Raw genomic sequence first — 13845 nt, forward strand, 5'->3', positions numbered from 1 at the left:
ACTAATTTCGACAGTCACAAGGTTACCATGTGATCTACACCTTGTAAACGGCTTCCTGTAAAAAAACGCACATTCTCCGATTGAATTACGTAAATCACAACCTCAAAAGACAAAAAACAGCAAATCCAGATAAAGTTCCTGTCCTTGCCGTTTAAGGTGAACTATTTATGCTTCTTTATGATTGGCCTGCTTAAACAGGTTATCCTTACCATCTCGCGCCAAAATGTCACGAATCTTCGTTGACAGAAGATCAATGGCGACTGTGTTTTCGCCGCCTTCAGGAACGATGATATCAGCATAACGCTTAGTTGGTTCCACAAATTCGTGATACATCGGTTTAACCGTCGCTAAATACTGTTTAATAACAGTATCCAATGTTCGCCCTCGCTCATTTATATCACGTTGAATCCGTCGAATGATCCGAATGTCATCGTCCGTATCCACGTATACCTTAATATCCATTAAGTCACGCAGACGAGGATCGTCAAGAATCAAAATACCTTCTAAAATAATTACATCGCGTGGTTCCTGCCGAATCGTTTCGGCACTGCGCGTTGATTCTTTATAATCATAAACTGGCTTATCAATGGCTTGATAGTGAATCAACTGATCAAGCTGTTCAATTAAAAGATCATTGTCATACGCTAACGGATGATCATAATTAACCGCTTTTCTTTCAGCCATCGTCATTTCAGCTTGATCATTGTAGTAAGAATCTTGTTGCATAATCAGAATTGAATGGCCGGCAAGCTGGTTATAGATTGCCCGACTAACTGTCGTTTTACCACTACCAGACCCGCCGGTAACGCCAATTACAATTGGCCGTTTTGTCTGCTCTGTCATCACTGATGCCCTCTTACTCATTATTTTTGTTTATTATTATCGTTTTGATACTTTTGCGTGTAAGCATTTTGTTCATCCAACGTCTTGGAGAAATGAATCTTACCTGTCTTCATATTAGCTACAAAGTACAAGTAATCTTGATCTTCATCAGTTGGCTGAGCAATAGCTTTAATAGCATATATCCCAGGGTTATTAAATGGCCCTGGTCCGTAACCGGTATTGGCATACAAATTATAAGGCGAATCAACCTTTAAATCTGCCAGTGATAAGTTAGGTTTATGCGTCTGCAAAGCGTATTGAACGGATACATCTGATTGTAACGGCATCTTAGCCTTAATCCGGTTGAAAAATACGCCAGCTACTTTCTGCATATCACTTGGCGTATTAGCTTCCTTTTGAGCCAATGAAGCCAGCGTCATGGCTTGTTGTACGGTCAAGTTTTCCTGCTGGAATTCAGACAAGTATGGTTGAATACGTTGATTAGTAGCGGCAACCATTTGTTCAACTAATCCCTTTAAATTCTTTGGTTTCTTAGTATCATATACGGCTGGGAACAAATAGCCTTCCAAATGGTAACGAACATCTGAAGCCGACATCGTCGACGACAACAGATCTGGATAAAGCTTTTGAAGACCATTCAAGAAATCTTGGTCCTTCATCAAGTTTAGGAAATCCTGCTTTGTATATTTGGAATGCTTTGGCAAAGATGCTGCAATCTGATCAACAGATTCGCCTTCAGTAATAAGAAGTGAATTTTTCGACGTTGTAATAAGCGGCGTATCTGACCCGACACCGTTCAATTGCTTAGCCACTTGTTTGACATCCATGTTCTTTGTCACAACGAAATATCCGGCCTTAAAGTCTGCCAGATTATGATCAGCAATATACTTGTTAAAAGTTGACGCACTTTTGATAGCACCAGCTTTTTGCAATTCAGAAGCAACTTGATCTGAAGTCGCTCCTTGCTGAACTTCGATTTGAACTTTCTTGTGACTCTTCGGATCAACGGCCTTCAAGTTATTGGTGTAAGTCATATTGCGGCCAACGACCACGCCAACAATAATGAGCACAATCGCAATGAAGATACCAATTAACCAGTAACGGCCGGCATGTGACCGGCGACGCCTGCGACGTTGCATAATATTAAGTTCCCCCTCTTAAAAAATCATCTTTTACATTGTAGCGAAAAATAGACTGCAACACCACATTTCACATAGCAATGACATCTTTTTGACACATTTGCTAATCACAAATTGCTTTTTTGCGGTCATGCTTCCCTTACGACGACAAAAAGTGCCATGGTGACTTCTCAAATTGAGAGTACCATGGCACTTAATTTATGGAACAAGTAACGAATCCATTCGAAATTAATCAGAATTTTTATTAACGAATTTCAGCATCAAATTCCTTCTCTAAAGCAGCGGTTACTTTGTCAAACGCCTTAGTCACATCGGCCTCAACTAATGTCGACTGACGGTCACGGTAGGTCAACGTATATGCCAGTGACTTCTTGCCAGCTGGTAAATGGACGCCTTCGTAGACGTCAAACAGCTGAACATCTGCCAAATGTGCGCCACCACGCTTGTTGATTAAAGCAACAACATCCGCATTAGTCACGGACTGATCCACAAGAATGGCGATATCACGTGTAACATCCGGGAACTTCGAAATCGGTTCATACTGTTGTTGATCATGTGGTGCGTCAATAAGTGCCTGCAGATTCAACTCGAATACGTAAGTGTCAGGAATCTTATAATCGCTGGCTACTTCAGGGTGAACTTGACCGACAAAACCAACGACCTGGTCACCAACATAAATGTCGGCTGTCCGACCCGGATGCATCTGCGCATGAGCCTGAGTTGCTTCATAGTGAACCGGTTCTGACAGACCCATGTCGTGCAAGAATAAGTCAACGATTCCTTTGATACCGTAAAAATCAATCGTATCGGCTTCTGCATGCCATGTTTTGGTTGTCAGTGTACCGGTGACTGCCCCAGCAATGTGTTCAACTTCCAATGGTCGAATTGCATCACCTTCGCGATAGAATACGCGACCTTGTTCATAAAGGGCGACATTCTTCTGTTTACGGGCAACATTATAGGCAATATCATCCAGTAATCCACTAATTAAATTCATCCGGGCGGTTGTATGGTCAGTACTCATTGGGAAAGCCAACTCAGTAGGTTCACTATCTCGCATCATGAACTGCTCAGCCTTAGCGGTCGTTGTCAAAGCATAACTAATCGCCTGATTTAACCCAGCGCCCTCTAATAGTCGTCGTGAGTCACGAATAATCCGTTGTTTGAATGTTAATGCACCTGGCGTCATCGTGCCATATGGCAGCGTAGACGGAATATTATCATAGCCATATAAACGAGCGACTTCTTCAAATAGATCGGCCTCAATATGAATATCCCAACGACGAGCCGGTACTGTGACGTTGAATGTCTCACCATCGTTGTCAGTCGGAAAGTTAAGATGATCAAAAATGGTCTGAACCTGGTCAGCTGTCAATTGCGTGCCCAACACATGATTAATCCGCGTTAACGTGACACTAACCTTGGCAGGTTCAACGGGTGTGTCGCTGCCAACACCAGTCCCTTGTTCCGTCTGTCCCTGTCCAAGTTCAGCCATAAGTGTTGCAGCATGGTCTAAGGCTTTTTGATTATCGTCCTTATTAACGCCACGTTCGAAGCGCATTGAAGCCTCTGAATGGAGATTAAAGAAACGCGCTGTTTTACGAATCTTAATTGGATCAAAAATGGCGCTTTCGATTGCAATCGTCGTCGTATTATCGTCAATCTCCGTGTCCAAACCACCCATCGTGCCGGCAAGGGCAATTGCATGTTTGTCATCAGCAATAACCATATCGCTATCACGCAATTTGCGATCTTCACCATCGAGAGTCGTTAAGTGTTCGCCTTCATCTGCCAAACGAACGTGAATATGATGACTAGAAAGTTTGTCATAGTCAAACGCATGCAATGGTTGACCATATGTCAACATGATGTAGTTAGTCACATCAACGATGTTATTAATTGGCCGCATACCGGCTTCCCACAGCCGTTTTTGTAGCCACAGTGGACTATCCTGAATGGTGACGCCGCTGACGATACGCATTTTATATGTTGGTGCCAATGTCTCATCTACTGAAAATTGTAATAGGTCACTGACTTTGCGTGAGCCATCCTCATTTAGCGAGAACGTTGGCATTTTAGGTGTCTTGCCATAAATGGCGCCAACTTCCCAAGCAGTTCCGTTCATCGAGTTCATGTCACCACGGTTAGGCGTTAGGTCAGTCTCAACAATGTCGTCATCCATCCCCAAAATTGGAAAGACGGATGAACCGTTCTCACTGTCTGCTGGCAAAATATAAATGCCCTCATCATAAGCCTTCGGTGCAATCTTCTCGTCGAATCCAATTTCTTGAAGCGCACACAGCATGCCGTTTGAAGCAACGCCCCGCATCTTGCTCTTTTTAATTTTGTGATGACCGGCAATCCAGGCCCCTGGCAAAGCAACGATCACTTTTTGTCCCGTGGCAACATTTGGTGCACCACAAACAATTTGTAATGGCTCATCTTCGCCAACGTCAACCTGGCAGATGTGCAAATGATCTGAGTCTGGATGTGGCTCAACGCTGAGCGTTTCACCCACCACTAGCTTGCTCATACCATCGCTCATTTTATAAACTTGGTCGACCTCGACCGCTGTTCGTTCAATCTTCTCACCCAACGTCTGTGGGTCCACGTCCAGGGTGAGGTATTCATTTAACCAATCCATTGAAACTTTCATCGCTGCAGTTTACCCCCGTTTGTAAAATTGTGTTAAGAAGCGTGTGTCGTTTAAATAGAAATTACGAATGTCATCGACACCGTATTTCAACATAGCAAACCGATCAGGTCCTAGACCGAAGGCAAATCCACCATAAACGGAAGAATCGACCCCGGCCATCTTCAGCACATTAGGGTGCACCATACCAGCTCCTAACACTTCAATCCAACCGGTGTTCTTGCAGACAGCACAGCCCTTGCCCATACAGTTGAAACACGTAATATCTGCTTCAACAGAAGGTTCCGTGAACGGGAAGTAGCTTGGTCGCAAACGAACATCAAATTCATCACCAAACAGATTAGCGGCAACCATTTCCAACGTTCCCTTCAAATCAGCCATGGTTACATGTTTGTCAATTACTAGCCCTTCCACTTGATGGAATTGATGGCTGTGGGTAGCATCGTCAGTATCGCGACGATAAACCCGACCAGGACTGATCATCTTCAACGATCCCTTACTAAAGTCATGAGCTTCCATTGCCCGCGCCTGATTAGGACTGGTATGCGTTCTCATAAGAATTTCCGGTGTAATGTAAAAAGTGTCCTGCATGTCACGGGCCGGATGATCTTTTGGCAAGTTCATCATTTCAAAGTTGTGGTGATCGTCTTCAACTTCTGGTCCATCGACAACTTGGTAACCCATTCCTAAGAACATGTCTTCCAGTTGATCAATAATTCGCTGAATCACATGCGGTTGGCCCTGTGCAACCGGCGTGCCAGGCAATGTAACATCCAGCGTTTCGGATGCCAGCTTAGCATTAATCGCCGCTTTTTTAAGTTCTTGATTCCGTTCTTCAATAGCCGCCGTCAACTCATCACGAATTTGATTGGCGAAGCTCCCAATCTTGGGACGTTCTTCTGCTGAAACATCACGCAAACCACGCAAAGCTTGCGTAATTGGACCTTTCTTACCTAGTAATTGAACGCGAATTTCATTAATACGGTCTAAGCTGTCACCTTTTTTTATGTCAGCCAATCCCCGATCATGCAATTCTTGCAATCGTTCTCTTAATGCCATGTGCTGCCTCCTAAAAGTTAGTCTATCTACCCAAATGTGTGCTTAATCTTTGTTAAACAAAAAAATCCCTTTCCTGATAAAAATCAGGAAAGGGACGACGAATCGCGGTACCACCCTCGTTGCACATCATTTACAAACACAAATAATGCACCACTTAAAACCGTTAACGGAGGTCCCGGAGAATTTTTTGCCTACATTATCAAACATAAGCGCCCAACTTCTGCTCAAAAAGTGAATTCGCTGTGCATCTCATGAACGACTTTCAATCAATGGCCGTTCTTCCTGGCTAACTCAACACAGTTACTCTTTTTTATCGTCGCATTTAATTATGAGTAAGTTTACAAAAATTAATTTTATGCTAATGGTGCCACGTAGTCAATGGCCGACTAACAACCTTCGCCATTCCATTTGTCTGACCACGCGTGAATTGTATCCATCATGTCTTGCATATCGCGACCTTTGTCGGTCAGTCGATATTCGATCAACGCAGAATCATCGTGCGTTGTACGAGACACAATACCTGCCTCTTCCAGCTCTTTTAACCGTTCGACCAACATCCGATCAGAACACTTATCAATTGAACTGGCAATGTCCTTAAAACGCAAAGCACCCTGAGCCAACAGTGATTCAATAATTAACCCATTCCACTTTTTACCCAAGATTGAAAAGGTGCGTTCAAACTTTGGACAGAGTTTGAAATCTGTCATTGCTGTCATTGTCTCTGACATCATGTACGCCCCCTTCCTCTTTAAAATATGCTAACTGCTTTTTCTCATTAAAAAGACGCCGCCGTTTTCACACGCGCAACAAGACCTGCGACTTTTGAACGTAAGGGCCCAAAATATTCGTGAGAGGCTTCATAGTCGTCAACTAGCGAGACCAACAAGCTTTCCTTATATTTTGGCATCGCCATGGTTAGACCAAACATATGCTTCAAAATGATGTCTTTTTCCATGTCCGACAATTCCGTTATCTTTTCGGCATTTCGTAATGACACCCGTGGATGAATAAAGGCATGCGTGCCTAAATCAAACTTAGTTGTCCGCCAATCGTAATAAAACAGGTCGTGAAGTAATCCAGCACGGGCAACGGCTTGGTAATTCCATCCCCGCCGTTTAGCAATCTTATAACTGTCAAACGAAACACCTAAGCTGTGTTCCAGTCGGTTGCTGTGATGATGTTGGGTGAAGTTCGCTAAACGTTGCACTTCTGGACGAGCCAATAAATCACTCACTAATGCAACATACTCAGAATCCTGTTTCCACTCATTTGGTTTCATTCAATGCTTCCTTTTTAAGTTGTATGAAGTGCCCATTTGAATCTGAAAGGTATTGTAGCAGGTTTGCTTACTTTTGCATAGTCTTATGCACTAATATTTTTCACTTTCGGAAAAGTCACTGTCTTGTCTGAAACTATTGTTCTTTCAGCCGAAACATGAGCACACCGGCAGCGATAGCAACATTTAATGACTCTGCCTGGCCCAGAATTGGGATATACAAATTAGCCGTCGTAACATCCCCTAATGCTGGTGTCATGCCATTACCCTCATTGCCCATAATGAGTCCAAACGCACCTTCTGGCTTTACTTCGCGATAATTTTTTGCCTCTGGATTGAGCTGAGTGCCATAGACCCCGATACCAGACCGTTTAAAATAACGGGTTGCAGAAAATAAATCTTCAGAAACCAGTTTGACATGAAATTGGCTGCCCTGCATTGCTCGAACAACTTTAGGAGAAAATTGATCTGCTGTGCCACGACCAAAGACAACACCCTCAAATCCCGCCGCATCGGCTGTCCGCACAATGGTTCCAATATTGCCCGGGTCTTGAACGGCATCCAAAAATACCCATGGTTGGTGAATGACCTCTGGCAACGTCGTGCTTGTCGCCGGCATTTTGACCTCGGCAAAAATACCTTGTGGCGTAACCGTGTCACCGATAGCCTTAGCGGCCTCGTCACTAATTTCAAACGCGTTTAAATTTGCTGGCAGCTCATCACGATACTCACGCCATGCCTCATGCGTGCCCATTACTGAAACCAATGTAGTACCAGCAGCAATTGCTTCCTTAACCAGATGCCAGCCATCCAGCAAATACGTTTGCTGTTGTTCTCGGCCCTTTTTAGTTGCTAGTTTTTTCCAAGTCTTAACCCGACCATTTTGAAGTGATACAATTTTTTCCATAATTTTTACCTCGCTGGTCAAAATTATAGCATAGTCAGTAGCCATTCATGCTAGCATGGATGTTAAAGCGCGATTAAACTTTAAGGAGGCATCGAACAATGGCTCAAACAGCTGTCCTACTTACCGCACATGGTCGTGTTCAGGGAGTTGGTTTTCGTTACTCAACTTACCAATTGGCGGTGCGCCACCACATCTATGGCTTTGCCCGCAACAACGCAGACGGCACCGTTACCATCCTCGCACAGGGTTCGACCGACATGGTGAACGCTTTTATTGAAGCAATCAAAAAATCACCTAATAGTTGGGCTAACGTGACTCAACTTGAACAAACAAAGCAAGCAATTCAGCCATTGAAAAAGTTTGACATTTACTGACTAAGCATTGAAATCACGGTGATTATCTAGTATTCTTAGCAAGTTAATGAAGTTTAACTTGAAAGGATTCACAGATAATAATGAAAAAAAGAAACCGCCTAGCGGTCATCACGGCCCTCGGCACCCTCACCCTACTTTTAAGTGGCTGTGTGCGTACCAGTCACGGAAAACCCGTTGGTTATATCTGGAACTACCTTGGCGAGCCGATGGTTCACTTTATGGAATGGGCTGCTAAGTTACTTGGCGGCAGCTATGGTTGGGCCGTCATTCTCCTAACTGTCATCGTTCGGCTCATTTTGCTCCCACTAATGGTCCGTCAATCCAGACAGGCAACGGTTCAACAAGAAAAAATGTCAATGGTGCGGCCTCAAATGAATGACATTCAGGCCCGTCAGAAAGCTGCTAAAACACCTGAAGAACGTAATGCAATCAGTCAAGAGATGATGCAACTATACCGTGATAACGGTATTTCAATGACTGGCGGCATCGGGTGTTTGCCACTGATTATTCAGCTACCTATTTTCGCAGCCCTGTATGCGGCAATCCGATATGCCCCTGAATTAGTAAACGCTACATTCTATGGTATTCATTTGGGAAAGCCAAACATTATCTTGGCGATCCTGTCATTCCTAGCTTATCTGCTACAAGGCTACCTATCACTACTTGGTTTACCGGAAGATCAAAAGAAACAAATGCGTTCCATGATGATCATGAGTCCCATTATGATTCTGTTTGTTACTTTCTCCACTCCAGCAGCCTTAGGACTGTACTTCTTCGTCGGTGGTCTGTTCGCTTGTTTGCAGACACTCATCATCGCTTGGTACCGACCACGGATACGGAAGCAAGTGGCTAAAGAGCTCGAAAAGAAACAAGCTGAAAATGCAACTCATGTTCAACCTAAGCCTGTTCAGGCAACGGAAACACCAGTCAGTGCAGCGCCAATAACATCACGTCAACCACAAGAAAAGTCAACTAATGACAACATGGATCATAACAATCGCAAACGTAATGCTGGTAAGCAACAACATCATAATGACTAACCGTTTGTTGCAATGAATGCGATGGTTCACTAATAGCACAAAATAAGAGGCCATTCTTCAATTCGAAGGACGACCTCTTATTTTTGTGCTATTTAACTGAATATTGAAAATACTGATTAGTTAGTAAAACTTGTGGCAAAAATGGGGAAATACTGTTTTTAACTCAATTCAAAATTTTCATGGTAAAGGAATGAATTATTCAAGTAAATTGCTGTCTTTAAGCGTTTCATCAAGCGGCTTGCTTGGTTCTTGTGTTGCTTGTAATTCCTCCAAATGGTGCCGCTCTTGGTCATTCAAGATATGCAAAGAAATTTGAAAGATCGAGCCATGACCAAGTGAGGACTCAACAGAAACGTGACCATTATACCCTTCGACCAATCGTTTAGCAATGGATAATCCGAGTCCATTGCCGCCTTTTTCCCGTGAACGCGCCTTGTCGACACGATAGAAACGATTAAAGACCCGATCCATGTTCTCAGGTGCAATTCCTTCTCCAAAGTCCTGCACGGACACCTGAGCGTTTCGCCCATCTTCTGACAAAGATACGTGGACCTCTTTGCGAGTTTGCGAATACTTAACTGCGTTGTCCATCAAAATAATGAGCACCTGCTCCAAATGATCACGAAACATCGAAACGTAAGTTGGCTTACGTAAATCATCATCCAAAGAAAACGTGAAGTCCGGATGAATCATCTTGAAATTGTTAAAGACCTGGTTGACCACCATTTTGATATCCGTAACCTGATTACGAAAATCAATTTCAACTTGTTCAGCCCGGGACAGATCCAACATTTCTTGTACGAGACTCTTCATCCGTTTGGTCTCAGCTAAAGAAGCCTGGATGGATTCGTTTAACACTTCGGGATCATCCTTACCCCAGCGATTTAGTAGCTCCATATGGCCCTGAATGATGGCCACTGGCGTCCGTAATTCGTGAGACACATCGCCCACAAATTGTTGCTGCTGATCAATATACCGTTGCATTTGATCTAGCATCCGATTCAATAATTCCGACAGATCAGACAATTCGTCATTGCGGCGAGACTCCGGCACCCGCGTACTAGACTGGGGGTCTTCACTTGCCTTAGTGATTGTCGCACTAATATCAGAAATTGGCCGCAAGAAATAACTAGCTAAAATGTAACCAAATACCGATATTGCCAGTAACCCAATCAGTAACAACACAATCAAGATAGACCCAGTTCGTTGATACGTTCGCCAATAACCATTGAGCTGATTAGTAACTTGAACATAACCAACAACTCGCTTGGTGCCGTGCTGATAAATCGGTGCGCGGCCAACATACACAACGTGACCGTTCAAATGACTTAGCTTCAATTGGCGTTTGCCAACGGACTCAAACGGCTGTGGATCAACTCGTGATGCGAAAATTTCAGAGCCACTACGGTCATAAACACTAACGGCTAAATTATCATTGGCCAACGTTCGAATGATCGCATCGTTATATAAATTATGCTGTTGATCCGGTTTACTTGGATTATGCGGTAAATAAGGGTTTTCACGGGGACGAAGAACCGGTTCAACATCATCACTCGTCAGGTCCTTAACATTGTCATTTAACCGTTGGGTCACGACATTAATCGCATCCGTCGTCCGTCGGCGTTCTTGACGCAAAAGGACTGAGGTAAAGCTAGAAAATAATAATCCTAATACAATCGTAAAAATGACAAAGACACCCGTACCGGTACCGAGTGCCCACTTCCATTTTAACGACATGCGTCGTCTTTTTTTGGTTGTTTGTTTATCAGTCATCATGAACGAATTACGTATCCTGTTCCACGAACTGTTTGAATGTAACTTTCCTCACCTGGGCGATCGATTTTATTACGCAGATAACGAATGTAAACGTCCACGACATTAGTCTCAACCTCTGATTCGTAACCCCATACTTTTTGTAACAGTACATCACGTGCTAACACAACATTGACGTTTTCCATCAGTGTCAGTAACAGCTCGTATTCACGCTTGGTCAAATTAATAATTTCATCACCGCGACGAACGATCCGATTTTCCTTTTCGATTCGCAGATCCTTATATTCAACAACCGTTTGTTTGAAGTTTTTCTGTTCACCTTCAATATCGATCCGCCGTAGCAGTGCCCGTACACGAGCCAGTAGTTCTTCAATAGCAAATGGCTTAACGATGTAGTCGTCAGCTCCGTGATCAAGACCAGAAACTCGATCAATCACTGAATCACGCGCCGTCATCATCACAATTGGTGTGCTCTTTACTTCCCGAACTCGCCGGCAAACCTCTAAACCATTTAATTCCGGTAGCATCAAGTCAAGTAAAATAACATCAAAGTCGGTTTCAAGTGCAGCCTCCAGACCTGTCCGACCATTGTATTCCACTTGGGTTGTGTACCCTTCATGTTTCAATTCAAGGTCAACAAAGCGAGCTAGGTTCTTCTCATCTTCAATGATGAGAATGCTATACTTCTTCGCATTTGTTTGTTCCGTGTTTTCCATTTAATTAACACTCCGCATTTTATTATCGTTCTCTAAGTCTGAACGGTTCAATTTTTAACAACGCTCTCATTTTATCATTTAACCGCCATTTCTGCTAGCATCACCGGTTGTCCGTTTGAAGCCTCAGTGTCTTGTCCGAGACAGCGAATAAAATAAGTTAAATGACGTGTAAAAAAGCACGCCAATTACAAGCCAAGAAACAATCGCCACATTGAAGTGTGAAAATACCAGCAACCCGACGAGGACGCCAACGATACCAGACAATGATGCAATACTGGCTACCTTGCGATCATAGTCCCCATAGTACACAAACAGACTACTACCAGCTGCAACTGATAGTGCTGATCCACTCATCATAATTGGAAAAGCGACCAAGGGGTTCAATCCTAGCGCGTAGATAGTAGCTGTCGTTAGCGCATAAGATCCGATACCGATATTATTCAGTGCCCCATAGAGTATCTGCAACCCACAACCGACAATCAGTGACAGTCCGCTGAGTCGTAAGGCCGTCCCATTGCCAGCAATTAAATGTAACCGGCCAGCTAAAATGAATAGCCCTGCAATAATTAAACCACATGCAATCCATCGTTTGATCGTCCTTTCAGGCAATTTCACAACAAAGCGAGGACTCAACACCGCTCCCACTACTTGCGCAACTACTAATGCCAATAGGGTCACCGGGTCCACTTTAACGACACCAATGAACCCGACAGCCATCAGAACAAATGGTACGACGCCTTGAACATTAAGTGTTCCTGGCAGTCGCTTCACGGACACCCATTTAGTTGGTGTATAAATGGCTGTGCTGACCGCAAAGTCGGACACCCCTAACGTGGATAAAAAGAAAATCAGCATTCCGCTCAACGCTACCCCAATTGTCGGTGCGGGCGAGCGACGCACCGCATCCCAGTGACGGTAAAGGTCGACACCAACATATACCGCAAAACACACGCCCACGATGATTAATACTGCTAATAGTCCCGTTCGCATGGATCACACTCCGTTCATAAAGATTACAAGCAATGATTATACCGTAATTCTCACAGTATTTTCGCCCCAAAGGTAAAAATCAAATCCACATCACCACTAATATTTGAGGCCAGTAAAACGCCCAGCTAACCGGTGGTGTATTGCCAGCCTTTCCCCGTAGCTTCAATATAAAGTGAGTCTCTTAAACTAACTGGCAAAAAAGCGAGAAAAAAACACCTGAGAGCCTAGGCCTCTCAGATGTTTTCAATAATGAATTAAGCGTTGTTAGCAGTCTTAACGACTTGCTTGCCATCGTAATATCCGCAACTAGGGCAGACACGATGTGACATCCGTAATTCACCACAGTTTGGGCATGGAGCCAAATTAGGCGTTGCTAATTTGATGTGACCCCGACGCTTCAACTTCTTTTCTTTAGATGTTTTCCGTGCTGGTACAGCCATGTGAACGAGCACCTCCTTGAATGATTTTATCCACACATGTGTTTTTAAAATCTGCTAAGCCATCCTACCGGTCTTGGTCCTGATCAGGGAACAATCCCTTTAACTTAGCGAGACGTGGATCAATGGGTTGATTTTCTTCCTGTTCAGCTGTGTAATCGTCCTCAGAAATAACTTCCCAACCATTTCCAGTTGGCATGTCCTGACCATTACGTTCTGACTCAGTTAGAATTTGCATAGGAATTTGGGCAATGATATTGTCAATCACACCCTCATCTAAGTCAACAGTTTGAGTCTCCAAGAGTAAAACCGTTTCGTTTTCCTCATAGCGATCAAAGTGACTCTCTTCCGTGATGTAAATCTCGTTCATGTCAAAGTCAAACGGAAAATCCACCGGTGCCAACGAACGACTCGAAGGCACTATAGCTTTACCGCTAACCTTAACATCTAGTAGCACATCGTCACGATCAACCATAACGGTTCCAACCACTTTAACGGGATCGATGTCGATAACCCGATCGGCAAACCGATCAAGCATCTTCACTTTCACATCTAAAGTTTCGTCGATCCGCAGTGGCTCATTACGATACTTTTCAAGCTCTTTGAGCGACCATTTCATCGATAAACCTCCTAATGCA

At 43.8% G+C, this 13845-nt stretch carries 14 protein-coding genes; 2 read left to right on the forward strand and 12 right to left on the reverse strand.

Annotated elements, in window-relative coordinates; all coding sequences use genetic code 11:
• Window positions 1-165 precede the first annotated feature (165 nt).
• From udk to GB992_RS04370, 7 genes are all read right to left on the reverse strand, one after another.
• Window positions 166-843: a uridine kinase gene (gene udk / locus GB992_RS04340; RefSeq protein WP_161001372.1), complete on the reverse strand. Its 678-nt coding sequence runs from the start codon at window positions 841-843 to the stop codon at window positions 166-168.
• Window positions 844-863: 20 nt separating this feature from the next.
• Window positions 864-1982 (reverse strand): endolytic transglycosylase MltG, encoded by a 1119-nt coding sequence (mltG, locus tag GB992_RS04345; RefSeq protein ID WP_161001373.1) that lies wholly within the window; start codon window positions 1980-1982, stop codon window positions 864-866.
• Window positions 1983-2226: 244 nt separating this feature from the next.
• Window positions 2227-4638 carry a phenylalanine--tRNA ligase subunit beta gene (gene pheT, locus GB992_RS04350; RefSeq protein ID WP_161001374.1) on the reverse strand — a complete coding sequence of 804 codons (2412 nt, stop codon included), beginning with the start codon at window positions 4636-4638 and terminating at the stop codon, window positions 2227-2229.
• A 9-nt stretch (window positions 4639-4647) separates the two neighbouring features.
• Window positions 4648-5694 carry a phenylalanine--tRNA ligase subunit alpha gene (gene pheS, locus GB992_RS04355; RefSeq protein WP_161001375.1) on the reverse strand — a complete coding sequence of 349 codons (1047 nt, stop codon included), beginning with the start codon at window positions 5692-5694 and terminating at the stop codon, window positions 4648-4650.
• 386 nt (window positions 5695-6080) lie between these two features.
• Window positions 6081-6422, reverse strand: coding sequence for a winged helix-turn-helix transcriptional regulator (locus GB992_RS04360; RefSeq protein WP_161001530.1), 342 nt, complete (start codon window positions 6420-6422; stop codon window positions 6081-6083).
• 47 nt (window positions 6423-6469) lie between these two features.
• Window positions 6470-6973 carry an HD domain-containing protein gene (locus GB992_RS04365; protein WP_161001376.1) on the reverse strand — a complete coding sequence of 168 codons (504 nt, stop codon included), beginning with the start codon at window positions 6971-6973 and terminating at the stop codon, window positions 6470-6472.
• Window positions 6974-7106: 133 nt separating this feature from the next.
• On the reverse strand, window positions 7107-7877 hold the full coding sequence (locus GB992_RS04370) for a TrmH family RNA methyltransferase (RefSeq protein WP_161001377.1): 771 nt from the start codon (window positions 7875-7877) through the stop codon (window positions 7107-7109).
• A 98-nt stretch (window positions 7878-7975) separates the two neighbouring features.
• On the opposite strand from GB992_RS04370, the gene GB992_RS04375 reads away from it, so the two are divergent.
• A complete protein-coding gene (locus tag GB992_RS04375) occupies window positions 7976-8251 on the forward strand; it encodes an acylphosphatase (RefSeq protein WP_161001378.1) in 276 nt (91 codons plus the stop codon).
• 80 nt (window positions 8252-8331) lie between these two features.
• The gene (gene yidC / locus GB992_RS04380; RefSeq protein WP_161001379.1) at window positions 8332-9291 is read left to right on the forward strand and encodes a membrane protein insertase YidC; all 960 of its coding nucleotides are present in this window, start codon (window positions 8332-8334) and stop codon (window positions 9289-9291) included.
• A gap of 195 nt (window positions 9292-9486) precedes the next feature.
• Here the strand turns inward: yidC and GB992_RS04385 are convergent, their stop codons facing one another.
• The 5 genes from GB992_RS04385 to GB992_RS04405 form a co-directional block, all read right to left on the reverse strand.
• A complete protein-coding gene (locus GB992_RS04385) occupies window positions 9487-11067 on the reverse strand; it encodes a HAMP domain-containing sensor histidine kinase (protein WP_161001380.1) in 1581 nt (526 codons plus the stop codon).
• Window positions 11064-11780 carry a response regulator transcription factor gene (locus GB992_RS04390; protein ID WP_017261725.1) on the reverse strand — a complete coding sequence of 239 codons (717 nt, stop codon included), beginning with the start codon at window positions 11778-11780 and terminating at the stop codon, window positions 11064-11066. The genes GB992_RS04385 and GB992_RS04390 overlap by 4 nt, the downstream gene beginning before the upstream one ends.
• A gap of 123 nt (window positions 11781-11903) precedes the next feature.
• Window positions 11904-12770: a sulfite exporter TauE/SafE family protein gene (locus tag GB992_RS04395; RefSeq protein ID WP_161001381.1), complete on the reverse strand. Its 867-nt coding sequence runs from the start codon at window positions 12768-12770 to the stop codon at window positions 11904-11906.
• 254 nt (window positions 12771-13024) lie between these two features.
• Window positions 13025-13210, reverse strand: coding sequence for a 50S ribosomal protein L32 (rpmF, locus tag GB992_RS04400; RefSeq protein WP_017261723.1), 186 nt, complete (start codon window positions 13208-13210; stop codon window positions 13025-13027).
• Window positions 13211-13274: 64 nt separating this feature from the next.
• Window positions 13275-13826: a YceD family protein gene (locus tag GB992_RS04405; protein ID WP_161001382.1), complete on the reverse strand. Its 552-nt coding sequence runs from the start codon at window positions 13824-13826 to the stop codon at window positions 13275-13277.
• Between the last annotated feature and the right edge of the window lie 19 nt (window positions 13827-13845).

The sequence above is a fragment of the Furfurilactobacillus milii genome, assembly GCF_009863985.1.
GTDB lineage: Bacteria > Bacillota > Bacilli > Lactobacillales > Lactobacillaceae > Furfurilactobacillus > Furfurilactobacillus milii_A.